26 protein-coding genes and 1 tRNA gene are annotated in these 25,688 nt (G+C 62.8%); 12 read left to right on the top strand and 15 right to left on the bottom strand.

Annotated elements, in window-relative coordinates:
- The first annotated feature begins 2 nt into the window (after positions 1–2).
- Together BMX27_RS02940 and BMX27_RS02945 are read left to right on the top strand one after the other, a co-directional pair.
- Positions 3–761: a LamB/YcsF family protein gene (locus BMX27_RS02940; protein ID WP_090158377.1), complete on the top strand. Its 759-nt coding sequence runs from the start codon at positions 3–5 to the stop codon at positions 759–761.
- Positions 758–2,134, top strand: coding sequence for an NAD(P)/FAD-dependent oxidoreductase (locus BMX27_RS02945; protein WP_090158378.1), 1,377 nt, complete (start codon positions 758–760; stop codon positions 2,132–2,134). Before BMX27_RS02940 ends, BMX27_RS02945 begins: the two co-directional genes overlap by 4 nt.
- Here the strand turns inward: BMX27_RS02945 and BMX27_RS02950 are convergent.
- Together BMX27_RS02950 and BMX27_RS02955 are read right to left on the bottom strand one after the other, a co-directional pair.
- Positions 2,131–3,318, bottom strand: a complete 1,188-nt coding sequence (locus tag BMX27_RS02950) for an acetyl-CoA C-acyltransferase (RefSeq protein WP_090158379.1) — start codon at positions 3,316–3,318, stop codon at positions 2,131–2,133. The genes BMX27_RS02945 and BMX27_RS02950 overlap by 4 nt on opposite strands.
- Before the next feature lie 58 nt (positions 3,319–3,376).
- On the bottom strand, positions 3,377–4,780 hold the full coding sequence (locus BMX27_RS02955) for an L-serine ammonia-lyase (RefSeq protein WP_090158380.1): 1,404 nt from the start codon (positions 4,778–4,780) through the stop codon (positions 3,377–3,379).
- 162 nt (positions 4,781–4,942) lie between these two features.
- Here BMX27_RS02955 and BMX27_RS02960 point away from each other — a divergent pair, with 162 nt between their 5' ends.
- The 7 genes from BMX27_RS02960 to BMX27_RS02990 are packed head-to-tail and all read left to right on the top strand — an operon-like array spanning position 4,943 to position 11,291.
- Positions 4,943–5,704, top strand: coding sequence for an SDR family NAD(P)-dependent oxidoreductase (locus BMX27_RS02960; protein ID WP_090158381.1), 762 nt, complete (start codon positions 4,943–4,945; stop codon positions 5,702–5,704).
- A complete protein-coding gene (locus BMX27_RS02965) occupies positions 5,701–6,867 on the top strand; it encodes an acyl-CoA dehydrogenase family protein (protein ID WP_090158382.1) in 1,167 nt (388 codons plus the stop codon). Before BMX27_RS02960 ends, BMX27_RS02965 begins: the two co-directional genes overlap by 4 nt.
- Positions 6,868–6,927: 60 nt before the next feature.
- A complete protein-coding gene (locus BMX27_RS02970) occupies positions 6,928–8,061 on the top strand; it encodes an acyl-CoA dehydrogenase family protein (protein WP_090158383.1) in 1,134 nt (377 codons plus the stop codon).
- Entirely contained in the window at positions 8,058–9,089 is a 1,032-nt protein-coding gene (locus BMX27_RS02975; protein ID WP_090158384.1) for an enoyl-CoA hydratase/isomerase family protein, read from the top strand. The genes BMX27_RS02970 and BMX27_RS02975 overlap by 4 nt, the downstream gene beginning before the upstream one ends.
- Positions 9,090–9,103: 14 nt before the next feature.
- Positions 9,104–9,973: a 3-hydroxyisobutyrate dehydrogenase gene (gene mmsB / locus BMX27_RS02980; protein WP_090158385.1), complete on the top strand. Its 870-nt coding sequence runs from the start codon at positions 9,104–9,106 to the stop codon at positions 9,971–9,973.
- On the top strand, positions 9,970–10,422 hold the full coding sequence (locus BMX27_RS02985) for a MaoC family dehydratase (RefSeq protein ID WP_090158386.1): 453 nt from the start codon (positions 9,970–9,972) through the stop codon (positions 10,420–10,422). Before mmsB ends, BMX27_RS02985 begins: the two co-directional genes overlap by 4 nt.
- A complete protein-coding gene (locus BMX27_RS02990; RefSeq protein WP_090158387.1) occupies positions 10,419–11,291 on the top strand; it encodes an HpcH/HpaI aldolase/citrate lyase family protein in 873 nt (290 codons plus the stop codon). The genes BMX27_RS02985 and BMX27_RS02990 overlap by 4 nt, the downstream gene beginning before the upstream one ends.
- A gap of 37 nt (positions 11,292–11,328) precedes the next feature.
- On the opposite strand, the gene BMX27_RS02995 is transcribed toward BMX27_RS02990, so the two are convergent.
- Both BMX27_RS02995 and iolC read right to left on the bottom strand, forming a co-directional pair.
- Positions 11,329–12,561, bottom strand: a complete 1,233-nt coding sequence (locus BMX27_RS02995) for a lytic murein transglycosylase (RefSeq protein WP_090158388.1) — start codon at positions 12,559–12,561, stop codon at positions 11,329–11,331.
- A 90-nt stretch (positions 12,562–12,651) separates the two neighbouring features.
- Positions 12,652–13,623, bottom strand: coding sequence for a 5-dehydro-2-deoxygluconokinase (gene iolC / locus BMX27_RS03000; protein WP_090158389.1), 972 nt, complete (start codon positions 13,621–13,623; stop codon positions 12,652–12,654).
- Positions 13,624–13,727: 104 nt separating this feature from the next.
- On the opposite strand from iolC, the gene BMX27_RS03005 reads away from it, so the two are divergent.
- Positions 13,728–14,657: an MBL fold metallo-hydrolase gene (locus BMX27_RS03005; protein ID WP_256212376.1), complete on the top strand. Its 930-nt coding sequence runs from the start codon at positions 13,728–13,730 to the stop codon at positions 14,655–14,657.
- On the opposite strand, the gene BMX27_RS03010 is transcribed toward BMX27_RS03005, so the two are convergent.
- Together BMX27_RS03010 and BMX27_RS03015 are read right to left on the bottom strand one after the other, a co-directional pair.
- A tRNA-Ala gene (locus BMX27_RS03010) sits at positions 14,645–14,720 on the bottom strand. The genes BMX27_RS03005 and BMX27_RS03010 overlap by 13 nt on opposite strands.
- 68 nt (positions 14,721–14,788) lie before the next feature.
- Positions 14,789–15,115, bottom strand: a complete 327-nt coding sequence (locus BMX27_RS03015; protein WP_090158390.1) for a TIGR02300 family protein — start codon at positions 15,113–15,115, stop codon at positions 14,789–14,791.
- Between the two features lie 109 nt (positions 15,116–15,224).
- Between BMX27_RS03015 and BMX27_RS03020 the strand changes: the two genes are divergently transcribed.
- Both BMX27_RS03020 and BMX27_RS03025 read left to right on the top strand, forming a co-directional pair.
- Positions 15,225–15,914, top strand: coding sequence for a M48 family metallopeptidase (locus tag BMX27_RS03020; protein WP_090158391.1), 690 nt, complete (start codon positions 15,225–15,227; stop codon positions 15,912–15,914).
- On the top strand, positions 15,911–16,558 hold the full coding sequence (locus tag BMX27_RS03025; RefSeq protein ID WP_090158392.1) for a GntR family transcriptional regulator: 648 nt from the start codon (positions 15,911–15,913) through the stop codon (positions 16,556–16,558). Before BMX27_RS03020 ends, BMX27_RS03025 begins: the two co-directional genes overlap by 4 nt.
- 185 nt (positions 16,559–16,743) lie before the next feature.
- Here the strand turns inward: BMX27_RS03025 and lpdA are convergent, their stop codons facing one another.
- The 9 genes from lpdA to BMX27_RS03070 all read right to left on the bottom strand — a co-directional run bounded on the left by lpdA (position 16,744) and on the right by BMX27_RS03070 (position 25,681).
- The gene (gene lpdA, locus BMX27_RS03030) at positions 16,744–18,132 is read right to left on the bottom strand and encodes a dihydrolipoyl dehydrogenase (RefSeq protein ID WP_090158393.1); all 1,389 of its coding nucleotides are present in this window, start codon (positions 18,130–18,132) and stop codon (positions 16,744–16,746) included.
- 30 nt (positions 18,133–18,162) lie between these two features.
- Entirely contained in the window at positions 18,163–18,576 is a 414-nt protein-coding gene (locus BMX27_RS03035; RefSeq protein ID WP_090158394.1) for an MAPEG family protein, read from the bottom strand.
- Entirely contained in the window at positions 18,573–18,950 is a 378-nt protein-coding gene (locus tag BMX27_RS03040; RefSeq protein WP_090158395.1) for an MAPEG family protein, read from the bottom strand. The genes BMX27_RS03035 and BMX27_RS03040 overlap by 4 nt, the downstream gene beginning before the upstream one ends.
- Before the next feature lie 10 nt (positions 18,951–18,960).
- Entirely contained in the window at positions 18,961–19,203 is a 243-nt protein-coding gene (locus BMX27_RS03045; RefSeq protein WP_090158396.1) for a hypothetical protein, read from the bottom strand.
- Between the two features lie 42 nt (positions 19,204–19,245).
- Entirely contained in the window at positions 19,246–20,487 is a 1,242-nt protein-coding gene (gene odhB / locus BMX27_RS03050) for a 2-oxoglutarate dehydrogenase complex dihydrolipoyllysine-residue succinyltransferase (protein WP_090158397.1), read from the bottom strand.
- A complete protein-coding gene (locus BMX27_RS03055) occupies positions 20,487–23,444 on the bottom strand; it encodes a 2-oxoglutarate dehydrogenase E1 component (protein WP_090158398.1) in 2,958 nt (985 codons plus the stop codon). The genes odhB and BMX27_RS03055 overlap by 1 nt, the downstream gene beginning before the upstream one ends.
- A 74-nt stretch (positions 23,445–23,518) precedes the next feature.
- Complete coding sequence (sucD, locus tag BMX27_RS03060; RefSeq protein WP_056032290.1) at positions 23,519–24,406, bottom strand: succinate--CoA ligase subunit alpha; 888 nt, start codon at positions 24,404–24,406, stop codon at positions 23,519–23,521.
- Positions 24,407–24,461: 55 nt separating this feature from the next.
- Positions 24,462–24,713: a hypothetical protein gene (locus tag BMX27_RS03065; protein ID WP_090158399.1), complete on the bottom strand. Its 252-nt coding sequence runs from the start codon at positions 24,711–24,713 to the stop codon at positions 24,462–24,464.
- Between the two features lie 20 nt (positions 24,714–24,733).
- A complete protein-coding gene (locus tag BMX27_RS03070) occupies positions 24,734–25,681 on the bottom strand; it encodes a hypothetical protein (RefSeq protein WP_090158400.1) in 948 nt (315 codons plus the stop codon).
- Positions 25,682–25,688: the final 7 nt, after the last annotated feature.

The following is a 25,688-nucleotide window of genomic DNA, read 5'->3' on the forward strand; positions in this document are numbered from 1 at the left end:
ACATGACCCGTTCCGTCGATCTGAACGCCGATATGGGCGAAGGTTTCGGCCCCTGGCCGATGGGCAATGACGCGGCCCTGCTGGACATCGTCAGTTCCGCCAACATTGCCTGCGGATTTCACGCGGGCGATCCGGTCACCATGGGGCGGACGATGGATCTTGCACTGGCGGCAGGTGTCGCCATCGGCGCACACCCCGGCTTTGCCGACCTGCAAGGGTTCGGCCGTCGCCGCATCCCGCTGTCGGGACCGGAATTGACCCATATGATCCAATATCAGCTGGGGGCGGCGATGGCACTTGCACAGGTGCGCGGTGCGCGTCTGGCGCATTTCAAACTGCATGGCGCGCTGTCCAACATGGCGTCAGAGGATTTCGAAATGGCCATGACTTGCTACCGTGCAGCGCTGGCCGTGCAGCCTGATCTGACCCTCGTGGTCATGCCGCAAACGGCGCTGGAACAGGCCGCCCGCGATCTGGGAGCTGCGACGGCGTCCGAAGTCTTTGCCGATCGCAGTTATAACGATGACGGCACGCTGACCGACCGCAGCCAGCGGGGGGCCATGATCCACGACCCGCAGGTGGCCGCCGACCGGATCGTGGCGATGTTGCGCGACGGCGGTATCACCACGACGGGAGGCAAGCTGTTGCGTGTGCCCATCGATACGATCTGCGTGCACGGCGACGGTGACGCAGCGCTGGCAATTGCACGGCGGCTGGCGGAGTCACTGGATGCCGCAGGTTACAAGATCGCAGCCCCATGACTGCGTTGTCGGACGTTACATTTTATCCGTTCTGGCTGGATGACGGACAGGCGCCTGACAGCTGTCGGAACCTGATCGGATCGGCGGAAACCGATCTGCTGATCGTCGGCGGAGGATTCACCGGTCTGTGGGCTGCGATTATCGCCAAACAGCGTGACCCCCAACGCGACGTGATGGTGATCGAGGCAGGCAAGGTCGCGCATGGGGCGTCCGGGCGACCCGGTGGGATTGTGTCCACATCCGTCATTCACGGGCTGGGCAATGCCAAACGGGTTTTTCCGAATGACATGAATGTGCTGGAACGTCTGGGCATCGAAAACCTGGACGCCTGGCGCGATACCATCGAAGCCTATGGCATTGACGCTGACCTTGAATGGGGTGGCGAAATGACGGTGGCTGTCGATCCTGCGCATCTGCCGGACCTGAAAGAGGAATACGCCCTGCATCAGCAGCACGGCCACGACGCGGTGATGCTGGACCGTGCTGCGACACAGGTGCAGGTCGCGTCACCATTGTTCGAGGGTGCGATCTGGTCGCGGCAGCGGACCGGAACGGTGCAGCCTGCCAAACTGGCCTGGGGACTCAAGGCGATTGCACTGACGCTGGGTGTGCGGTTTCATGAACATACGCCGATGCTGTCGGTTACGGATCTGGGGGCGCAACTGCGCATTACCACCCATGACGGACGCATCGACGCGCGGCGGGTGCTGTTTGCCACCAATGCCTGGGGCGCGGGGCACAAGAACATCAAACGCTATGTCGTGGCCATGCGTGACCGGGTTTTGGCAACGGAACCGCTGACGCCGGAACAGATGGATCGCATCGGCTGGTCCAACCGGCAGGGGATCTACGACACCCGCACACAGCTGAACTACATGCGGCTGACCCGCGATAACCGGATCGTCTATGGCGGGCGGATCGGATACTATTTCAACGACGCGACCGACCCGGCTGGCGACCGCCAACCGCAGGTCTACGAACGCCTGGCGGGCTATTTCGCGCAGACCTTTCCGCAACTGGGCGACGTGAAATTTTCGCACGCGTGGTCCGGCCCGATTGACCTGACCACCCGCATGGCCGTGCATCTGCAACCCTACTACGGCGGCAAGGGCATCTATGCGGGCGGCTATTCGGGGTTCGGTGTCACCGGGTCACGTTTCGGCGCGCGGCTGGGGCTAGAGGCGCTGGACCGGACCGGATCGCCCGATCTGGACCTTGCGCTGGCCAGCACCCTTCCGGGGCGCATCCCGCGCGAACCGTTCCGCTGGCTGGGGGCCGCGCTGACGATGCACGCGCTGAACGAGGTCGACACCAAGGGCGGTTGGCGCAAGGCCTGGCTCAACCTTGTCCATCGCCTTGGTTTTCCGCTTTAGATCAGCTCGACCGCGATGGCGGTGCCTTCGCCGCCGCCAATGCAGATGGATGCCACCCCGCGCGACAGACCCCGCGCGCGCAAGGCCCCCAGCAGGGTTACGATGATCCGCGCGCCCGATGCGCCGATGGGATGCCCCAGCGCGCAGGCCCCGCCGTGGACATTGACCCTGTCGTGGGGGATGTCGCGGTCCTTCATGGCGGCCATGGGTACCACGGCAAAAGCCTCGTTGATCTCGAACAGATCGACGTTCGCGTAGGTCCAGCCGATGCGGTCGAACAACCGGTCCATCGCGTGAATGGGTGCTGTGGTGAACCAGCCCGGTGCCGCAGCAAAGGCTGCCTGACCCACGATCCGCGCGATCGGTTGATGCGCCTTGGCCGCGGTCGCACCGCCGATGATCAGTGCTGCCGCACCATCGTTGATGGACGATGACGACGCCGCCGTGATGGTGCCGTCCTTTTTGAACGCTGTGCGCAGGCCGGGGATTTTCGCGGGGTCGATCCGGCGCGGACCTTCGTCACTGTCGATGACCTGATCGCCCTTGCGGGTCTTGACCGTCACAGGGGACACCTCCCAGTCGAATGCGCCTGTTGCCGCCGCCTGCTGCGCGCGCGAGACGCTGGCGATGGCAAAATCGTCCTGCTGCTTGCGGGAAAAATCGTAATGCGCGGCGCAATCCTCGCCAAATGTGCCCATCGCCCGGCGGGTGCCGTCCGGGGCGATGTCATAGGCGTCCTCCAGCCCGTCCAGCATCATGTGATCCAGCGTCTGTCCATGGCCAATGCGGTAGCCGCCCCGCGCCTTGGGTAGCAGGTATGGGGCGTTGGACATGCTTTCCATGCCGCCCGCGACGACCAGTTCCGCATGGCCCAAGACAACGGCGTCCTGCGCAAACATCGCGGCGCGCATGCCTGAACCACAGACCTTTGACACGGTGGTGCAGGGTGTGCGCTGCGGGATGCCTGCATGGATCGCGGCCTGCCGCGCGGGGGCCTGTCCCAGTCCAGCTGGCAGGACATTGCCCATGAAAACCTCGTCGATCTGATCGGCAGCAATGCCCGACTGCGACAGTGCTGCAGTGATCGCCGTGGCACCCAGTTGCGTGGCCTCGACCCCGGCCAATTCGCCCATGAATGCGCCCATCGGCGTGCGTGCGGCACCAAAGATATAGGTCTCGGTCATGCTGTTCCCCCCTTGCAGATGGTGCGATCGTGCCGCGCTGCGCTACGCGTTGCAACCGTCAGCATTCGGGCAGGTTGACCGCGATGCCGCCGGTCGAGGTTTCCTTGTACTTGGCGTCCATTTCGCGCCCGGTTTCCAGCATCACCTGCACGCAGTTATCCAGCGGCATGAAATGCGCGCCGTCGCCGCGCAGGGCGAGGCTGGCCGCACTGACGGCCTTGATCGCGCCCAGCGCGTTGCGTTCGATGCAAGGCACCTGCACCAACCCCGCGGCCGGGTCGCAGGTCATCCCAAGGTGGTGTTCCAGCGCAATCTCGGCCGCGTTTTCGATCTGCGCGTTGGTCCCGCCAAGGGCCGCGCATAACCCGGCGGCAGCCATGGCGGCGGCTGACCCCACCTCGCCCTGACAGCCGACCTCTGCGCCTGAAATGCTGGCGTTATGCTTGATCAACCCGCCAATGGCGGCCGCCGTCAGCAGCAGATCGCGCAGGCCCTGTGACGTGGCCCCGACGCAATGGTCGCGGTAATATCGCCCCACCGCAGGTACTACACCGGCGGCCCCGTTCGTGGGGGATGTCACGACCTTGCCACCGGCGGCGTTTTCCTCGTTCACGGCCATGGCGTAGACGCTCATCCAGTCGTTGGCGACATGCGGCTGGGCTTGGTTCGTGCCACGTTCTGCCAGCAGTTTGTCATGGATCGCGCGGGCCCTGCGGCGCACGTTCAACCCGCCGGGCAAAATGCCGTCGGTGGCCAGCCCACGGTCGATGCAGTCGTCCATCGCGGCCCAGATTGCGTCGATTTTTGCGTCGACGGCGCCCCCGTGGATCAGCGCCTCGTTGGCGCGTTTCATCTGGGCGATGCTCTTGCCCGAAACCTCGCCCATCGCCAGCATCTCGCGCGCGGTGGCAAAGGCATAGGGGTAGGCGTGTTCAGGTGTGCGGGCTGTCGTGCCGCCGTCGCGTTCGGCCCGCAGTTCGGCCTCTGTCATCACGAAACCGCCGCCGACGGAATAATAGGTCTGGGTGTAATAGGGGCGTCCGCCGGTATCGAACGCGCGGAACACCAGCGCATTGGCGTGCAGATCCAGCGCAGGGCCATAGTCGAAAATTACGTCCTTGTCGGGGTCGAACCGGAGCGGCGGCAGGCCGTCGGCCAGAATCGTTTTTGTCGCATGCAGATCTGCATCCAGTGCTTCGGCAATGTCCGCATCGAATGTTGCCGGTTCCATCCCCAGCAGTCCCAGTCGTACGGCGCGGTCGGTCGCGTGGCCCTTGCCGGTAAACGCCAGGCTGCCGTGCAGCGTGACGGTGACAGTGCCCAGATCGCCCGCGCCGGGGATGCGTTCCGCACCACCACGCAGGTCCGCCAGGAACAGCGCTGCTGCGGTCATCGGCCCCATCGTGTGGGACGACGACGGGCCGACCCCGATTTTGAATACGTCGGTGATGGACAGGAACATATGCAGCCCTTTCGCGGCGAATTACCCCCTTATCGCGTGCTCTGATCTGCCACGATAGGCCAAGATCGCCGCTCGGCCCGCCGGATGCGTCACGGCGCGTTATGGGTGGCGCAGGCGGCGGGCGCTGCTAGGGTGGCGGCAATTCAATCGTGGGAGGATGTGATGGATATTCAGGGAATCGGAGTCATCGTGGCTGGGGGTGCCTCGGGGCTGGGGGCTGCGACTGCGCGGCGGCTGGCGACAGCAGGCGCGCAGGTCACGATCATCGACATGAATGCCGCCCTTGGTCAGACGCTGGCGGCCGAGATTGGCGGAACCTTTGCCCAGGCTGACGTAACAGATGATGCAGCCGTGACGCAGGCAATTGACGCGGCCTTTGCCGGGCCGACACCGCCGCGCCTGTGCGTGAACTGCGCGGGCATCGGCCCACCGGCCAAGATCGTGAACCGCGATGGCACGCCCCTGCCGCTGGCAGAATTCACCCGGATCGTGACCATCAACCTGATCGGCACCTTCAACGTGATGTCCAAATTCGCGGCCCAACTGCAAAAACTGGATCCCTTGGGCGAGGAGCGTGGCGCGATCATCAACACGGCATCCGTCGCGGCATTCGACGGTCAGATCGGCCAGCCTGCCTATGCCGCGTCCAAGGGCGGGGTCGCGGCCCTGACCCTGCCTGCCGCGCGCGAAATGGCGCGGTTCGGCATCCGGGTCATGACCATCGCACCGGGTCTGTTCCTGACCCCCCTGATGGAAAGCCTGCCACAAGAGGCGCAGGACAGTCTGGGCGCGCAGGTCCCGTTCCCGAACCGTCTGGGTGATCCGGACGAATACGCGCGGCTGGTGCAGTCGATTGCTGAAAACCCGATGCTGAACGGCGAGGTGATCCGTCTGGACGGCGCGATCCGCATGGCCCCGAAATGACCGAATCCGCCACAGAAATCGCCGCCCGCGTCGAGGCATTCGTCCGCAAAACCGTCGCACCCTTTGAAAAAGACCCACGCCGCGACGACCACAATTGCCCGACCGAGGACGTGATCGCGGATCTGCGTGTTCTGGCCCGCAAGGCAGACGTCATGACGCCGCATATCCGCGCGGATGGCAGCCACCTGACGCACCGCGAAACGGCGCAGGTGTTGATCGCATCGGGTCTGTCACCGCTGGGGCCTCTGGCCTGCAACACAGCCGCCCCGGACGAGGGCAATATCTATCTGCTGGGCAAGGTCGGGTCAGAGGACCTCAAACGCCGCTTTCTCGACCCGCTGGTGGCTGGCACGGCGCGGTCCGCATTCTTCATGTCAGAGCCGTGGGAGGACGGCGGGTCCGGATCAGACCCGTCGATGATGCAGACGACCTGCAAACCCGACGGCAACCATTGGGTCGTGAACGGGCGCAAATGCTGGATCACGGGTGCGGCACAGGCGCAAATCGGGATCGTCATGGCCAAGGCCGAACAGGGGGCCTGCATGTTCCTCGTGGACTTGCCGAACCCCGCGATCCGCATCGTGCACCAGCCCAAAACGATCGACAACAGCCTGCCGGGCGGGCACTGCACCGTCGAAATCGAAAACCTGCGCATCCCCGCAGATCAGATGTTGGGCGAGCCGGGCGAGGGGTTCAAATACGCACAGGTGCGTCTGGCACCCGCGCGCCTGACCCATTGCATGCGCTGGCTGGGGGCCTGCATCCGCTGCAACGAGATTGCGACGGACTACGCAAATCGCAGGCAGGCCTTTGGCAAACATCTGATCGACCACGAGGGCGTGGGGTTCATGCTGGCCGACAATCTGATCGATCTGCAACAGGCGCGCCTGATGATCGACTGGACCGCCGATGCGCTGGACCGTGGCGAACGGGCCGGCCGCGAAAGTTCGATGACCAAGGTCGCCGTCAGCGAGGCGCTGATGCGCGTGGCCGACCGCTGTGTGCAGGTCATGGGTGGCACGGGTGTCAGTGATGCGACCATCGTGGAACAGGTGTTCCGCGAAATCCGGGCGTTCCGCATCTACGACGGCCCGTCAGAGGTGCACCGTTGGTCGCTGGCCAAGGGGATCAAGCGGCACTGGGAAAAGTCGCAGGGCGCCTGACGCCGCAAGCCTTGCCCACAGCCTGCGTTTCGGTATCGTCTACCCTCAGGGAGGACGACCATGGATTTTGCACTGACCGATGAACAATCGGCCATTTACGATATGGCCCATGCCTTTGGGCAGGACCGCATCGCACCGCATGCCCGCGACTGGGAGGCCGCGGGCACCATCCCCAAGGATCTCTGGCCAGAGGTCGGCGAACTTGGGTTTGGCGGGCTGTATGCGCGCGAGGAATCGGGCGGTGCGGGCCTGTCGCGGCTGGACGCGACACTGGTGTTCGAGGCGCTGTCGATGGCCTGCCCGTCGGTTGCCAGTTTCCTGTCGATCCACAACATGTGCGCTGCGATGATCGACAGCTTTGCGGACGATGCGACACGGGCGGCGCTGCTGCCTGACCTGATCGCGATGAAACGCTTTGCCAGCTATTGTCTGACCGAACCCGGGTCCGGATCGGATGCCGCTGCGATGAAAACCAAGGCTGTCCAGACCGGCAACGGCTGGGCGCTGACGGGGACCAAGGCGTTCATTTCCGGCGGTGGCTATTCCGATCTGTATATCGTGATGGCCCGCAGCGGCGACGCAGGTCCGCGCGGTATCAGCGCCTATCTGGTCGACGACGGCGCGCAGGGTTTGTCCTTTGGCGGTCTCGAGGATAAGATGGGCTGGCGGTCGCAACCGACCCGCCAAGTGCAACTGGACGATTGCCCCGCCACCTTGCTGGGCGAGGAAGGGCGCGGTTTCGCATATGCGATGAAGGGACTGGACGGTGGCCGCCTGAATATCGCCGCCAGCGCGCTGGGCGGCGCACAGGCCGCGATGGATGCCACGATCGCCTATATGCGCGAACGCAAGGCATTCGGTCAGGCGCTGACGGATTTTCAGGCGCTTCAGTTTCGGCTGGCCGAGATGGAAATCGAATTGCAGGCCGCGCGCACCTTTCTGCGGCAGGCTGCGTGGAAACTGGATACCGGCGCGCCCGATGCCACGATGTTCTGCGCGATGGCGAAAAAACACGTGACCGAGGCCGCATCACGCGTCGCGGACCAGTGCCTGCAATTGCATGGCGGTTATGGATACCTTGCTGACTACGGGATCGAAAAGATCGTGCGTGACTTGCGCGTGCATCAGATCCTCGAAGGTACGAACGAAATCATGCGCCTGATCGTGGCACGGCAACTCTTGGCCCAGACATGAGCGAGATCGACATTCGCCATACCGGCACAGCCGGACGGATCACGCTGAACCGACCCGATGCGCTGAACGCGTTGACCGCGGGCATGAGCGTGGCAATCGAGGACGCGCTGAACCGCTGGGCCAGCGACCCGGCGATCAAGCTGGTCGTGATCGATGCCACCGGAGACAAGGCATTCTGTGCAGGCGGCGATATTGCCGACCTCTACGCGCAAGGCACGGCTGGGCAATTCGGCTTTGGTCAGGATTTCTGGCGGCAGGAATACCGGATGAACGCGCAGGTTGCGGGCTATGGGAAACCGATCGTGACGCTTTTGCAGGGATTCACGATGGGCGGCGGCGTTGGTGTCGGCTGCCACGCCAGTCACCGGATCGTCTGCGAAAACAGCCAGATCGCCATGCCGGAATGCAGCATCGGATTGGTGCCCGACGTGGGCGGCTCGCACTTGCTGGGCCGCGCACCGGGGCATCTGGGCGAATACCTCGGCCTGACCGCCGCGCGGATGGGACCGGGCGACGCGATCCACGCAGGCTTTGCCGATCATTACGTGCCGCGCGACCGCTGGGCTGACATGATCCACACGCTGGAACGGACCGGTGATGTGGCGGCGGTTCATCAGGTCACAGACACCGAGCCACCATCGCAAATGGCCAAGGACGCGGTCGAGATCGACACGCTTTTTGCCCATGACGCGCTTGGCAGTATCGTCGTGGCCTGTGGCGCGGCAGAGGGCGCTGTTGCAGAAGCCGCGACCAAGGCGCTGTCGCGCAATGCGCCGCTTGCCATGGCCTGCGCCTTGCGTCTGATCCGCGCGGCACGCACCGGGACCGGATTGACAGAAGCCTTGCGCCACGAGTTTCGCTATACCTTTCGCGCGCAGCAGCAGGGCGACTTTCTCGAAGGAGTCCGTGCCGCGATCATCGACCGCGACCGCAATCCGGCGTGGAGGCACAGCACGGCAGCAGAGGTCACCAAGGCACAGATCGACGCAATGCTCGCCCCCTTGGGCGATGACGCGCTGGTGCTATGAACAAAGGAGCGAATATGAAAATCGCATTTATTGGTTTGGGCAATATGGGCGGTCCGATGGCGGCCAACCTGATGGCGGCAGGCCATGACGTGACAGGTTTCGATCTGACCGCACGTCCTGACGGCCTGCGGATGGCAGACAGTGCTGCCGCGGCCTGTGCTGGTGCGGATGTGGCGATCACAATGCTGCCCAACGGCACAATCCTGCGCCAGGTCGCGGCAGAGGTTATCCCGGCCCTGACGGCGGGTGCGGTGCTCTTGGATTGTTCGACCGTCGATGTGGACAGCGCCCGCGCTGTCGCGGCCGATGCGCAGGCCGCAGGTCTGGGGGCGCTGGACGCGCCGGTCTCCGGCGGCATAGGCGGCGCGCAGGGTGGCACGCTAACCTTCATGGTCGGCGGTGACGCCGATGCCTTTGCCCGCGCCAAACCGCTGTTCGACATCATGGGGCAAAAGGCCGTGCATTGCGGCCCGTCAGGCAACGGGCAGGCGGCCAAGATCTGCAACAACATGATCCTCGGCGTCACGATGATCGCCACCTGCGAGGCCTTTGCCCTCGCGGACAAGCTGGGGCTGGACCGTCAGGCGATGTTCGACGTGGTCAGCACGTCCTCGGGATCGTCGTGGTCCATGAACGCCTATTGCCCGGCACCCGGCGTTGGTCCGACTTCGCCTGCCGACAATGACTACACACCCGGTTTCGCCGCAGACCTGATGCTCAAGGACTTGCGTCTGTCGCAGCAGGCGGCCGAGGGTGCGGACGCCGATACGCCATTGGGGCAGGCCGCGACCGATCTCTATCGCCGCTTTGTCGAGGATGAGGACGGTGCCGGCCGTGACTTTTCCGCGATGCTGCCGCGCTTTTCCGGACGGGGCCGCGCATGAGCGGTCTGTGGTATGACCAGTTCAGCGTGGGGCAGGTGATCACCCATGCCATCCGACGCACGGTGACAGAGGCTGACAACATCACCTTTACCACAGCCACGATGAATCCCGCGGCACTGCATCTGGATTATGCCGCTGCCGCTGAAACAGAGTTTGGTCAACCGCTGGTCAATTCACTGTTCACGCTGGGCCTCGTAGTGGGCATCTCGGTGCATGAAACCACACTGGGCACCACGGTCGGCAATCTGGGGTTCGAGCGCACGACCTTTCCGTCGCCGGTGTTCTACGGCGACACAATCCGGGTCGAAACCGAGGTGTTGGCCATGCGCGAAAGCAAGTCGCGCCCGACCCAGGGCATCGTCACCTTTGTGCATCGAGGCCTGAACCAGCGCGACCAGCTGGTCTGCGAGGCGACCCGCAACGCGCTGATGCGCAAGGCACCCGCATGAGGATGCGGTCCTGGCTGTTCGTGCCTGCCGATTCCGAACGCAAGTTTGCCAAGGCACAGGACATCGGCGCCGATGTGCTGATCCTCGACCTCGAGGATTCGGTTGCCGCCGATCACAAGGCTGCGGCGCGCGACGGTCTGTCCGGATGGATTACCCCGGACCCCCGTGATTGGGCGTTCTTTGTGCGTATCAATCCGCTGGACAGTGGGCTGACGCAGGATGATCTGCGGGCCGTGATCCGCCCCGGGCTCGATGGTATCGTTCTGCCAAAGGCCAATGGCGGTGCCGACGTTGCCCGTCTCGCGGACATGATTGCCCCACTGGAACAGGCGGCAGGCATGTCGGCAAACAGCGTCAAGATCATGGTGATCGCGACGGAAACGCCTGCGGCTGTCTTCGCGCTGGGCAGCTATGCCCCGGCACATCCGCGCCTCGTTGCCATGACCTGGGGGGCAGAGGATCTGGCGGCCGAGCTTGGCGCGACCAGCAACCGTGACGCGCATGGCATCTTGACCACGCCCTACCGGTTGGTGCGCGATCTGTGCCTTCTGGGCGCGGCTCATGCAGGCGTTGCCGCGATCGAGACATTGCACGCTGATTTTCGCGACACCGATGGTTTTCAGCAAACGGGCCGCGCCGCCCGCCGCGACGGATTTGTCGGACGGTTGGCGATACATCCCGCACAGGTCGACGCGATCCACGCCGATTTCACGCCGACCGACGCACAGATCGCACTGGCACGCCGCGTCGTGCAGGCCTTTGCAGATCAGCCTGACGTGGGCACCATCGGCATCGACGGCAAGATGTATGACATGCCGCATCTGAAACAGGCAAAACGCTTGCTGGCAGGCCTGCCTTCTTCTGGTTGAAAATATCCTGGGGGGTACGGGGGCAAGGCCCCCGTGATCATCCGCCCAGGGCGCGCAGAATGGCGCGGTCCGGAAAACAGGTCGGCGCCTGACCCGTCGCCTGTTGCCACTGCCCGATGCTGCGGCGCGTGCGGAATCCAGCCAGCCCATCAGCGCCGCCGGTATCCAGCCCCATCCGCATCAGGCTGGTCTGCATGGCGGCGACCTGGCCGCGTGTCAGCGTGTCGATGCTGTCCCAGCCGGCGGTGAACGGACCGACACCATAGGCGATCTTGTCCCCGACGTGGCCTACGAACAGCGCATAGAGGTCGCTTTCGTTGTATTCCTTCAGCACATAGAAATTCGGTGTGACAATGAACGCCGGACCACCGCGTCCGGCGGGCATCAGCAGGTATCCGACTTGTCCGCGTTCATGCGCCGGAAAGGCGCGATTGCCGACGCGCGTGACGCCGGCTGCCTCCCAGTCCGCGATGCGGCGGCCCTGATCCGGGCCTTCCAGTGCGCAGGACAGATTGCCGGGCAGCGTCACCTCGAACCCCCAGTCGCGGCCTGCCACCCAGCCATGCTGTGCGAGATAGGTGCCGATGCTGGCGATGGTATCAGCCTCTGATCCCCAGATATCGGCGCGGCCGTCACCATTGCCATCCGCTGCATAGCGCAGAAAATTCGATGGCATGAATTGCGGCTGGCCCAATGCGCCGGCCCAACTGGATTTCATTGCGCGCGGTGACACGTGGCCCGCCTGCATGATCTGCATGGCAGCGACAAGTTCCGCGGTGAAATAATCGGCGCGGGTGCTCATGAACGCCTTGGTTCCCAGAACGCGAACGGCGTCATGCGGGATCGCGGCGCGGCCATAGGCGCTCTCGCGGCCCCAGATGGCGAGGATGATATGCGCGGGCACGCCCGTTGCACGGGTCGTCGCTGCCAGTGCTGCGGCATGGCGCTGCGCCATCTGTCTCCCGGTGCTGGCCGTCCCGTTGACCGTGCTGGGCGCGAAATAGCGGGCAGGCGCGCGAAATTCAGCCTGACGCGGCACACCGCGCGGCGCGGGGGCGGAACCGGGGGCGACCAGATCAGGCAGGTCCCAGTCCAGCGTCACACCGTTCAGAGCCGCATCAAAGACCGTCCGCGAGACACCCGCCCGGCTGACCTGCGGCCAGAGTGTCGTTTCCTGCCAGCTACGAAACTGTGTCTCGATCTGTGCGCGTGACTGGGCAAGGGCTGGCACGGCCAAGAGGATCAGGATCACTGCGCAGAAACGAAACATGGGATTTTCCTGTATGGTTGTTTGCCAGCCTAGCTGCGCTTGGACCATGGGACCAGCGGCGAACCTGCCATTTTGCCATGTGTGCGGGATCTAGCCGGGGCCAGGGTGATCCGACAGGAACGCAGACAGGGCGGCAGCATCCGGCATCGCAGGCGCGCAACCGGGTTTCGCCACCACGATCGCAGCACAGGCCGATCCGCGCAGGACAGCGTCGCGCAGGTCGTACCCATCGGCGAGCGAGGCAAGCAAACCGGCCATGAAACTGTCACCCGCGCCGGTGGGTTTCAGCGCATCGACCCGGTAGATGCCGGTCCTGTCCTCTCCCGTGGGTGTGATGGTGACGGCACCGTTTTCACCCATTTTATAGATGGCGATCTGCGCGCGCCCGGCAACGAGACTGCGGGCCATGTCCAGACCCCTTGCCTTGTCCCCGGCCATGAACCCGAATTCGTCGTCATTGCCGACGATCACGTCAGACATGGCCCCAGCGCGCGACAACACGTCGGATGCGTCTTGGGCCGACGACCAGCTGTAGGGGCGATAGTCCACGTCAAAGATGATGGGCAGGCCAGCGGCCTGCGCCAATGCGAAGGCGCGGAATGCAGCGTTGCGGGATGGTTCGGCGGCGAAAACCGTTCCCGCGGTGACAAGCGCGGAATAGGCGGACCAATCGACGGCTTCGACATCTGCAACTGTCATCTGAAAGTCGGCCGCGTTGTTGCGATAGATGACATTGCGATGGTTTTCGGTACGCGACTCGTAAATCGCCAGAGAGGTGCGCGGCTCTCCTGCCACCTTTTTCACGTAGGATGAATCAACCCCGTAGTCGCGCAGTTTCCGCAGGCAGAAGCTGCCAACCGCATCATCCGATACGCAGGTCACCAGTGCCGCCTTTGCCCCCAGCTTGACCAGGCCTGCTGCAATATTGGCGGATGACCCGCCCATGTCAGCCTGGAATTCCGCAGCATCCTCGGTCGCGACGCCGGGGGCGGTAAAGAGGTCCATGCCGACCCGACCAACCACCACAAACCGTTTTGCACGGATACCGTCCAGAATATTCACGTTGAGGCTCCTCTCGATCATGTGGCTTTGATCTTGTCGAATTTACGCGCCGTGGCCAAGGTTGGCATGTGCAGACAAGGAGGGTCGAAGATGCAACCGTGGCCATGGGGATGACCGTAGATGCCATTACAGTCGGGGGCGATCACATCGTTCTGTTGGGTGTAAAAGGTGGTCCGGCGATCCGTCCGGGGTCACAGATGCCGACCGCGCAACTGGTCGTGCTGGGCGGTCAGCGGATCGTGGTGGATGCCGGTTTGGGTGTGACACGCGCGCTTTGCGATCAAGGAGTTCATCTGGCGACGCTGCAAACCATCGTCATCACGCATCTGCATTCGGATCACTACCTCGAACTGGGACCGCTCCTGCACACCGCCTGGACGGCGGGTCTGAAAACACCGGTGACGGTCTACGGGCCGGCGGGGCTCGGTCGCTATTGGCAGGCGTTTCTGGATGCGATGCGGGATGATATCGCACTGCGTATCGTGGATGAGGGTCGCATCGACCTCGCAGGTCTGGTCCAGATCCGCGTGCTGGACGCGGCGCGTGATGTCGACTTGGGCGATGTCTGCATGCGCGTGATGCGCAATGATCATCCGCCACTGGTCGACAGTTTCGCGCTGCGATTTGATGGCGGGGGTGGCACCCTATGCCTGTCCGGCGACACGGCCTATCTGCCTGCGCTCGCAGAATTTGCGAGGGGTGTCGATCTGCTGGTCCACGAGGCGATGCTTCCCTCTGGTGTCGATGCCTTGGTCGCGGCAACGGGCAACGGGGATGATCGGTTGCGACAACATCTGTTGCGCAGCCACACGGCAGCGGATGACGTGGGACGGATCGCGCAGGATGCGGGGGTGGGCTGTCTGGCGCTGACACATTTCGTGCCAGACGGTCTGGCCGGGTTCACCGATGACGACTGGATCGCATTGACCCGCAAGACATGGGGAGGGCCGCTGATCATCGGCAAGGACGGGCTGCGGGTCGGCCTGAAACGCCCGAATACAACACTGTCAGAACAGGGAAATGGTGGAGCCTAGGGGGATCGAACCCCTGACCTCTTGCATGCCATGCAAGCGCTCTCCCAGCTGAGCTAAGGCCCCATTGGCGGCTGTCTATGCAGCCCCCGTGGCGAGATCAAGAGCTAAAATCACGCCACGGGTCAGGTATTTTATTCGTCGTCCGGCTTGGACACGTCAGCGATGTCGTCGAGGCTGACGGTATCGTCGTCGTCATCGTCCTCGAGCACATCATCGCCCAAATCCACGTCATCATCGTCCTCGTCATCATCGAGAACCAGATCGTCATCCTCGTCGCTTTCCTTGACCTTGGCGGATTGCGCGTCGGCGGCATCGGCGACCATCGTGCGAGTCTTTGATGTATCGATCGTGACCACATTACCCGTGTAGGGGCTGATGATCGGATCCTTGTTGAGATCGTAGAATCGCTTGCCTGTTTCGGGGCACAGGCGCTTGGTGCCCCACTCTTCCTTCGGCATGGGTATTCCTTCGGTTGCATGGCTGGCCTTGCGGCGGTTCCCGGTCCACTGCCATAAGGGCGGGACGGTGTCGAGAGCCGACGCATACAGCTGTAATCAAAGGATGCATATGGGCCGCGCCCTGCGAATTGGCAACCCCCCGATTGAGGTCGACCTGCGGCGGTCCGCGCGGGCGCGTCGTCTGTCGCTGCGCGTGTCGCGGCTGGATGGCAAGGTGACGCTGACCATGCCGCCACGTGCGCCGGAACGTCAGGCATTGGATTTCCTGACCGAACGCGAAGATTGGTTGCGCGGGCATCTGGACGACATTCGCCCCGCCGTAACGGCAGGACCGGGCGTGGCGATGCCCTATATGGGGCGTGACATCGTGGTGCGGGTCGCTGATGTGCGGCGCGTGACGGTCGATGACGACGCATTGCTGCTGCCTCCCGGCGCAGATGCGCCTGCGATTCGGGCCTATCTCAAGGCACGTGCCCGCGACCGGCTGGCGAGCGCGTCCGACCATTACGCGGGTCTGATCGGTCGCAGCTATACCAAGCTGACGCTGCGCGATACGCGGTCGCGTTGGGGATCCTGCACCAGCACGGGCGGATTGATGTATTCTTGGCGGCTGATCATGGCCCCCCCCGCCGTGCTGAATTACGTGGCCGCGCATGAGGTGGCGCATCTGGAACAGATGAACCATTCAGACGCGTTCTGGGCCATCGTGGCGCGACTGGACCCTGGTTATGCAGCCCACCGCCGCTGGTTGCGCGATCACGGAGACCGGCTGCACGCAGTCCGGTTTGACGCGGGATGATCCCGGTGCGTCCAGCCGCTGGGTCGGGGGCTGCCCACGACCGGGTGTTCCGCGCATTGCGGGCGCAGATCCTGCACGGGCACATCGACCCCGGCATAACGCTGACCTTGCGCGGTATCGCACGGGATCATGATGTATCCATGACCCCCGCACGCGAGGCTGTCAGGCGTCTGGTATCCGAGGGTGCTCTTTCGATGTCGGCGACCGGGCGCGTGACGACCCCCGCCCTGACAAACGAGCGAATCGAAGAACTGGCCACCCTGCGTGCCTTGCTGGAACCAGAGCTGGCGTCACGTGCGTTGCCACGGGCACATTTTGCGTTGATCGACCGGCTGGAGGCCATCAACGCGGGCGTCAGCCAGATGGTCGCGCGGCATGATGCCTCCGGCTATATCCGCATGAACCTCGAATTTCACCGCACGCTGTATTTGCGGGCTCAGGCACCGGCGATCCTTGCGATGACGGAAACGGTCTGGCTGCAATTGGGTCCGACGATGCGGGCGTTGTATGGCCGTCTGAACCGCACGTCACCGCCGGTCGATCACCGTCACATCATCGCGGCCTTGCGCGCGGGTGACGAGCCGGGTCTGCGGCTGGCCGTTCGGTCCGATGTGACCAAGGGCTTGCGCCTGCTCAAGGCGTAGCAGGGGGGCTGTCTGCCCCCCGGCGCGGGACGCGCCTCCCCCCGAGGATATTTGGAAAACAGCGATTGTGTGCGTTGACGCAAATTTAACTGTGTTTACGCAGACTGAAGGGGCGGTACAGGCAGGGATGCCGATGACCGCAAACAGCGCGGCCCCCGGATATTGTCCGGGGGCCGACAGGTGTTTCAGGCGTGGATGGCACCATCGCCACAGGCGAGTGCTGCCTCGCGCACGGCTTCCGAATAGGTCGGGTGGGCGTGGCAGGTACGGGCCAGATCCTCGGCTGCGGCGCCGAATTCCATGGCGACACAGATTTCGTGAATCAGATCACCTGCCATCGGGCCAATGATATGTGCGCCAAGGATGCGGTCCGTTTCCTTGTCCGCCAGGATTTTCACGAAACCGTCGCCTGCGTGGTTCGCCTTGGCCCGTGCGTTGCCCAGAAACGGAAATTTGCCGACCTTGTAGGCGCGCCCGGCTTTTTTCAGGGTTTCCTCGGTTTCGCCGACACTCCCGACCTCGGGGTGGGTGTAGATCACGCCGGGGATCACGCTGTAGTTTACATGCGGCTTTTGACCGGCCAGCATTTCGGCAACTGCCATGCCTTCGTCTTCGGCCTTGTGGGCCAGCATCGGGCCCTTGATCGCATCACCGATGGCGTAAATGCCGTCGACGTTTGTCTTGTAGCTGCCGTCGACCTCGATCTGGCCGCGATCCGACAGGGCGACACCCAGATCCGACAGTCCCAGACCGTCGGTAAAGGGGCGTCTGCCTGTCGCCAGCAGCACCGTGTCCGCGGTGATTTCAGCTTCTGCGTCGTCCTTGCGCATCTTGTAGCTGACGGTCGCTTTCTTGTTCTTGACGCTGACGCCCTGGACGGCGGCACCCAACACGAACTTGATCCCCTGCTTGGTCAGCAGTTTCTGGAACTGGCGGGCGACCTCTGCATCTTGGCCGGGGGTGATGGCGTCGAGGTATTCAACGACCGTCACTTCGGATCCCAGACGCGCATAGACGCTGCCCAGCTCGAGGCCGATCACGCCACCACCGATCACGACCAGCGACTTGGGGATTTTCTTCAGCTTCAGGGCGCCGGTCGAGGTCACGACCGTTTCCTCGTCAACGTCGACACCCTTGAGCGGGGCAGGCTCTGACCCGGTGGCAATGATGATGTGCTTGGCCTCGTGGACCTCGTCACCGACCTTGACCTTGCCGGCCTCAGGAATGCTGCCCCAGCCCTTGAGCCAGTCGACCTTGTTTTTCTTGAACAGAAACTCGATACCGCCGGTGTTCTGGCCCACGGTTTTGTCCTTGTAGGCCAGCATGGCATCCCAATCGACGGACGGGGTTTTGCCCTTGAGTCCCATATCGGCAAAGTTGTGCTCTGCCTCGTGCAGCATGTGGGTCGCGTGCAGCAGTGCCTTGGACGGGATGCAACCGACGTTCAGGCAGGTGCCGCCCAGCGTGTCGCGGCCTTCGACGCAGGCCGTTTTCAGACCGAGCTGCGCACAGCGAATGGCCGAGACATAGCCGCCGGGGCCGGAACCGATGATGATGACGTCATAGCTGGCCATGGGGGCCTCCGTAGGTTGTGGGGTTTGCGTCTAGACGACGAAAACAGACAGTAGCATGAGGATCGTGGCCAGAAAGCCGATCATCCAGATGATCGACCGCCACGGCGTCCAGCCAAAGAAATAGGCGGGGACATAGGCGATGCGCGCAACAAGATAGGTCCAGGCGCAGATTGCCGAAAATCCGGTGGCGCGGTCGGCGAGAGTGACGACGACCACCGCGAGCGTGAACAGAATCAGCCCCTCGAAATGGTTGTTGAGGGCGCGAAACAGGCGGCCTGTTTTCGGGCTGACCTGTTCCAGCAAGGGCGCACCAAGGCGCTGCGGATCGCGTGGCCCCATCAACTTGCCCGCTGGCAGTTCAAGGTTTGCACGGATTGAAACAGTTGCGAATTGCAACGCCTGTAACAGGCCCGCGAGGGCGAGAACGGTCAATTCAGGTGTCATAGAGCCGCAACATAGAGCCAGGCAGTGGAAAGCATACCGGCGGTCCAGACGATTGTCCGAACACCAGGCCAGCCCGCAACGTAAATGAAAGGATAGATCACCCGCGCGATCAGAAAGATCTGCGCGGACAGCAAGGCCGAACCGGTCGCGTCGAGGTTCAACAAGGCCGCCGGGGCAAACAGCGCAAAGGCGACAATGGTATTATCTTTGGCCCGGTCCAGCCGCGCGGCACGTCCCGACAGCGGTCCCACATTATCGCGGGGCCCCAGCATTGCGCCAACCCCCTTTTGCGCGATGCCCCAGGTGGCTTGGGCGTTCAACAAGACCAAGACCCACAGACCGCTCAGGATCAGGATCGTCTGAATATCCGACACCGGCGTCCCCTTATGCTGTTTTCAAAAAGCGACCGGACACTTGCGTGCCGGTCTGCTGTTCCGTTTGCAGCCAGTCTTGCGTGCGGCCACGATCATTGACATCGAACAGACACAAGACCGTTTCTGCGTCATCCGCGTCGCGCCACATCTGCATCAGGGTCAGCCCTGCATTCATCCGCTTTTCCGTATCGGCATCAAAAGCGGTTTTGAAAGATGCGAAGTCGCCGGTTTTAGTCGTCGTCAACAGTTGCATGAGCGTGACTTTCAATCTGGTGCAGAGCGGTACGAGTCCCGCCTACAGGTCCATCAGCAGGCGACGGGGATCCTCGAGCGCCTCTTTGACGCGGACGAGGAAGGTCACAGCGCCCTTGCCGTCGACGATGCGGTGGTCATAGGACAGGGCCAGATACATCATCGGACGGATCACGACCTGACCGTTGATCGCCATCGGGCGGTCCTGGATCTTATGCATGCCGAGGATGCCGGACTGCGGGGGGTTCAGGATGGGCGAGGACATGAGCGACCCGTACACACCGCCGTTGGAGATGGTGAATGTGCCGCCCTGCATTTCGGCCATCGACAATTTGCCGTCGCGCGCCTTTGCACCCTTTTCGGCAATCGCCTTTTCGATGGCTGCAAAGGACATCTGGTCGGCGTCGTTGATGACCGGCACGACGAGGCCGGTGGGCGTGCCTGCCGCGATGCCCATGTTGACGTAGTTCTTGTAGACGACGTGGTCGCCGTCGATCTCGGCGTTGACCTCGGGCACCTCATGCAGCGCGTGCACGCAGGCTTTGGTAAAGAAGGACATGAAACCCAGCTTTACCCCGTGTTTCTTGAGGAACAGATCCTTGTATTCGTTGCGCAGATCCATGACCGCCGTCATGTCGACCTCGTTGTAGGTCGTCAGCATGGCCGCGGTGTTCTGCGCCTCTTTCAGGCGGCGGGCGATCGTCTGGCGCAGGCGGGTCATTTTGACCCGTTCCTCGCGGTCGGCCTGACCAGAACTGCGCGGCGCTGCGGGTGCGGCCTTGGGCGCATCCTTGGGTTTGGACAGCGCGTCCAGCACGTCGCCTTTCATCACGCGGCCGTCCTTGCCGGTGCCTTTGACATCATCTGACGACAGGTTGTTCTCAGCCATCAGCTTCTTTGCCGATGGTGCGTCCTCGGTGTCGCTACGGTTGCTGTCGGTTTTGGCAGCGTCGTTCTTGTAGCTATCATCGACCTGATCAACCTTTTCCGGGGCCTTTTCGGCCTTGGCGTCAGCTTTCGGGGCATCCGACTTGGTGCTGGCGGCTTCACCTTCGCTGATCTGGGCTAGCAGGGCGTCAACACCGACGGTGTCGCCTTCGGCGGCAACGATTTCAGAAAGGGTTCCGGCGACGGGCGAGGGGACCTCGACCGTGACCTTGTCGGTTTCCAGCTCGCACAGCATCTCGTCGACAGCCACGGCATCGCCGGGTTGCTTGAACCACGTGGCGACAGTCGCTTCGGTGACGGATTCGCCAAGGGTTGGGACGCGGACTTCGGTGCTCATTACTTGGCTCCTTTGATGTTCAGGGCTTCGGCGACAAGCGCCGCCTGTGTCGATTTGTGTTGGCTGGCCAGACCCGTGGCCGGGCTGGCGGATGTGGCGCGGCCCACGTAGGTCGGGCGCGTATGTTTGGCGTTGATGCGCGTCAGGCACCAGTCGAGGTTGGGTTCCATAAAGGTCCATGCCCCCTGGTTCTTGGGTTCTTCCTGGCACCAGATCATTTCGGCATCCTTGAACCGTTCCAGTTCCTTGACCGCCGATTGCGCGGGGAAGGGATAGAACTGTTCGAACCGCAGCAGATAGACGTCGTCGATCCCGGCTTCGTCGCGTGCCTCGAGCAGATCATAGTAGACCTTGCCGGAACACATCACGACGCGCTTGATCTTGTCGTCTGCCACCAGTTGCGTGTCGGAATGACCCTTTTCGGCGTCATCCCACAAGACGCGGTGGAACGACGATCCTGTCGTGAAATCCTCGGCGTCGGACACGGCCATTTTGTGCCGCAGCAGCGATTTCGGCGTCATCAGCATCAGCGGCTTACGGAAACTACGGTGAATCTGTCGGCGCAGCAGGTGGAAATAGTTCGCAGGCGTCGTGCAGTTTGCGACGATCCAGTTGTCGTTGCCGCACATTTGCAGGAACCGTTCCAGACGCGCGCTGGAATGTTCCGGTCCTTGGCCTTCGTAACCGTGCGGCATCAGGCAGACGAGCCCCGACATCCGCAGCCACTTGGCCTCGCCGGAACTGATGAATTGGTCGAACATGATCTGTGCGCCGTTGGCGAAATCACCGAACTGTGCCTCCCACAGGGTCAGCGTGTTCGGTTCGGCCAGCGAATACCCGTATTCGAAACCAAGCACGGCATATTCCGACAGCATGGAATCGATGACTTCGTAGTTGGCCTGACCGTCACGGATATTGTTGAGGGGGTAATAGCGGTCTTCGGTATTTTGATCGATCAACGCGGAATGGCGCTGGCTGAACGTGCCGCGCGTGCTGTCCTGACCGGCCAGGCGCACGGGGTAACCTTCGGTCAGCAACGAACCGAAGGCCAGCGCCTCGCCGGTGGCCCAGTCGAACCCTTTGCCGGTCTCGAACATTTCGGCCTTTGCCTTGAGCAGACGGTCGATCGTCTTGTGCGTGGCAAATCCATCGGGTGCCTTGATCAGGGCATCGCCGATTTCCGCCATTGTTTCCGGCGCGATTGCAGTCTGACCGCGCTGATAGTTGTCCTTGTCACGCGCCAGACCCGACCAGCGGCCGTCCAGCCAGTCGGCCTTGTTGGGCTTGTATTCCTTGCCGGCCTCGAACTCTTCGTTCAGCGTGGCCTGGAATGCAGCCTTCATCTCGTCGATCTCGCCCTCGGGGATCAGGCCGTCCTTGACCAGCCGGTCCGTGTAGAGCGTCAGCGTCGTCTTTTGCTTCTTGATTTTCTTGTACATCACTGGGTTGGTGAACATCGGCTCGTCGCCTTCGTTGTGACCGAACCGGCGGTAGCAGATGATGTCCAGCACTACGTCTTTGTGGAATTTCTGACGGAATTCGGTTGCGACGCGGGCGGCATGGACCACGGCCTCGGGGTCATCCCCATTGACGTGGAAAATCGGGGCCTCGACCATCAGCGCGATGTCGGTGGGATAGGGTGAGGTGCGCGAGAAATGCGGTGACGTCGTGAAACCGATCTGGTTGTTCACGACGATATGCATGGTGCCGCCCGTGCGGTGACCGCGAATGCCTGACAGCTGGAAACCCTCGGCCACGACACCCTGTCCGGCAAAAGCCGCGTCACCATGCAGCAGCACGGCCATGACCTTGGTCCGTTCGGTGTCATTTTTTTCGTCCTGCTTGGCGCGGACCTTGCCCAGCACGACGGGGTTCACGGCCTCCAGGTGGCTGGGGTTTGCGGTCAACGACAGGTGAACCGAATTCCCGTCGAATTCACGGTCGCTGGATGCGCCGAGGTGATATTTCACGTCGCCAGAGCCTTCGACCTCTTCGGGTTTGAAGCTGCCGCCCTGGAATTCGTTGAAAATCGCGCGGTAGGGCTTGCTCATGACGTTGGCGAGGACGGACAGGCGGCCGCGGTGCGGCATGCCGATGACGATTTCCTCCAGGCCCAGCTGACCGCCACGCTTGATGATCTGTTCCATCGCGGGGATCAGGGATTCACCGCCGTCCAGACCGAACCGCTTGGTGCCCATGTATTTGACGTGCAGGAATTTTTCGAACCCCTCGGCCTCGACCAGCTTGTTCAGGATCGCCTTGCGGCCGTTCTGGGTAAAGGTGATTTCCTTACCCAGACCTTCGATCCGTTCCTTCAGCCATGCGGCCTCGTCCGGGTTCGAGATATGCATGTACTGCAGCGCAAAGGTGCCGCAATAGGTGCGTTTCACGATTGCCATGATCTCGTTCATGGTGGCCACCTCGAGGCCAAGAACGTTGTCGATGAAGATCGGGCGATCCATGTCAGCCTTGGTAAAGCCGTAGGATTCGGGATCGAGTTCGGGATGCGGCGTCTGCTCACGCATGCCAAGTGGGTCCAGATCGGCGATCAGGTGGCCACGGATACGGTATGCGCGGATCAGCATCAGGGCGCGCAAGCTGTCCAGCACGGCATTGCGCACCTGTGCCTCGGACAGGCCCACACCCTTTTCAGCGGCCTTTGCCTCGATCTTTTTGGCGGCGGCGGCTGGCTCCTGTGCCCACTGACCATCAAGTGCGGCCGTCAGGTCATCGTTCGGCACCGGCGGCCAGTCCATGCGGTTCCAGCTTGCGCCGGCGGCCTCGGCCTTGGCATCGGCGGGAGAGTCGCCAAGTGACTTGAAAAACGCGTGCCAGCTTTCGTCGACCGCCGCCGGATTGTCGGCATAGCGTGCGTACAGCTGTTCGACATATTCGGCATTGTGACCCTGCAAGAAGCTGGACCCGTGGAAAACGTCGTTGGGGGACTGGTCGTTCATCTGATCACCTGACGGTCGGACGGGCGAGCCCGCCACAGTTGGATGGGCAGGCCCGCTGGCCTGCCCGGCAAAATTTAGTTCTTGTCGATTGCGGCCAAGACGGCCTCACCCAGCGTGGCGGGGCTGTCGGCAACCACGATGCCAGCGGATTTCATCGCTTCGATCTTGGACTCCGCATCACCCTTGCCGCCCGCGACGATGGCACCGGCATGGCCCATGCGACGACCCGGAGGTGCGGTGCGCCCGGCGATAAAACCGGCGGTGGGTTTCCAGCGACCGGCCTTGCGCTCGTCTGCAAGGAACTGTGCGGCTTCCTCTTCGGCGGAACCGCCGATTTCACCGATCATGATGATCGAATGGGTTTCGGGATCCGCCAGGAACATTTCCAGCACGTCGATGTGCTCGGTGCCCTTGATGGGGTCACCGCCGATGCCCACTGCTGTGGACTGGCCAAGGCCGCTGTCGGATGTCTGTTTCACTGCTTCGTATGTAAGTGTACCCGAGCGCGACACAACACCGACGGACCCACGTTTGTGGATGTGACCGGGCATGATGCCGATCTTGCAGGCGTCAGGCGTGATCACGCCGGGGCAGTTCGGTCCGATCAGACGGGATTTCGACCCTTCCAGCGCCTTTTTCACACGCATCATGTCCAGCACCGGGATGCCTTCGGTGATGCAGATGATCAGTTCCATTTCGGCGTCGATCGCCTCGAGGATGGAATCGGCCGCAAAGGGCGGCGGGACGTAGATCACCGATGCGTTGGCTTCGGTGCGGGCCCGCGCCTCGTGCACGGAATCGAACACGGGCAGGTCCAGATGTGTCTGGCCGCCTTTGCCGGGGGTGACGCCGCCGACCATCTTGGTGCCGTAGGCGATGGCCTGTTCGGTGTGGAACGTCCCCTGAGAGCCGGTCAGGCCCTGGCAGATCACGCGGGTGTTTTCGTCTACGAGAATGGCCATTTTTTACCTCTTTAGCATGACGAAGGCTTCGCCATCAGTTCTGTCGTGTTGAAAGTTAGTTGAACGCCGTCGCGGCCGGGATCTGTCCGTCCGTCATATCGGCTGGGGTTTCGGACGGTGATCGCATTGCGGTCAACGGCGCTGCGATGGTGACTTGCGTCGGCGCGGTCATGTCAGTTGTGGCCGCAAACCCTCCGGTGTCGCCGGATGGTGCGGCCGCCTGCGGCCCGGTCCGAACATCAAGGCCCGCACCGCTGCACGCCGACAAAAGTGCAATCGCACATATCGGGGCAAGGATTTTCGTCATGGTCGTCCTTTCGGGGTAGGTCATGGCGTCACTGTTTCGGGCATGGTCGCGAACAGCCTGTCGAGCTGCGGGAACCAGCGATTGCGGACTGCGGCATTGCCGGGACCGATCTGGGCCAGCAGCGTTTCACGCTGTGCATCGGTCAGGCGCAAGCGCCCACCATCGCCCAGATCGCAGGCGATCAGGCCGCGCCGCAACACGCGCATGATCGCGAAACCCGGACGGCTGTTGCCCAATCCACGTGACACGGCGTTCAGCCTGCGCATCCAGCGGCTGCCACGCGCTGACAAGGTTGCATTGCGTGTCGGGGCTTCTTGGGTGTCGGGCAGTGTGACACCCAAGGCCGCGCAGAAATCCTGACCCAGGTCAGCGCCCCGCAGCCGGGCGCGATCAAACAGGCGTACGGTGACGGCATCAGCACCCACCGCCCGTTCCCAGCGCGTCAGGAACGCGGCGTAATCGGGCACCTTTTGCCGTGCCAGATAATCGTCGAACCTCTCTGCGCTGCCGTTTTTCAACTGCTGCGAATAGTTCGACAAAATCCAGCTGTCCTGCGCCCGCAGGTAGACGATGACCCGCACTGTCGTGAACCGTGCCTTGAGCCATTTGGCAAAGGTCTCGATGAACTTCTGCCCTCGCATCGGCCAGCCCAGCATCTCGCAAGAGATCAGCAATTGCTTGTCGGGGTGGTCGGCGATCACCTTGTCCAGATCGGCCTCGAGCTGGTGTGTGACACGCGCATAGTCATCTTGCCCGCGCAAGTTGAACAGGGCACGGATACCCTGATCCTTGATCGCAACGCCGACCTGATGATGGGCCGCAACCAGAAATTCCGCATGGCTGAGTTGGGACGAGAAATTGCGATAGACGACGCCCTGGCGTTCCAATGCCGCGCGATTGCTGCGCAGCATCGACTGGATCGCGGACGATCCAGTCTTGGGGATGCCGATGTGGGCGACAACGTCCATCGTTATT

Source organism: Loktanella sp. DSM 29012 (assembly GCF_900110705.1).
Lineage (GTDB): Bacteria > Pseudomonadota > Alphaproteobacteria > Rhodobacterales > Rhodobacteraceae > Loktanella > Loktanella gaetbuli.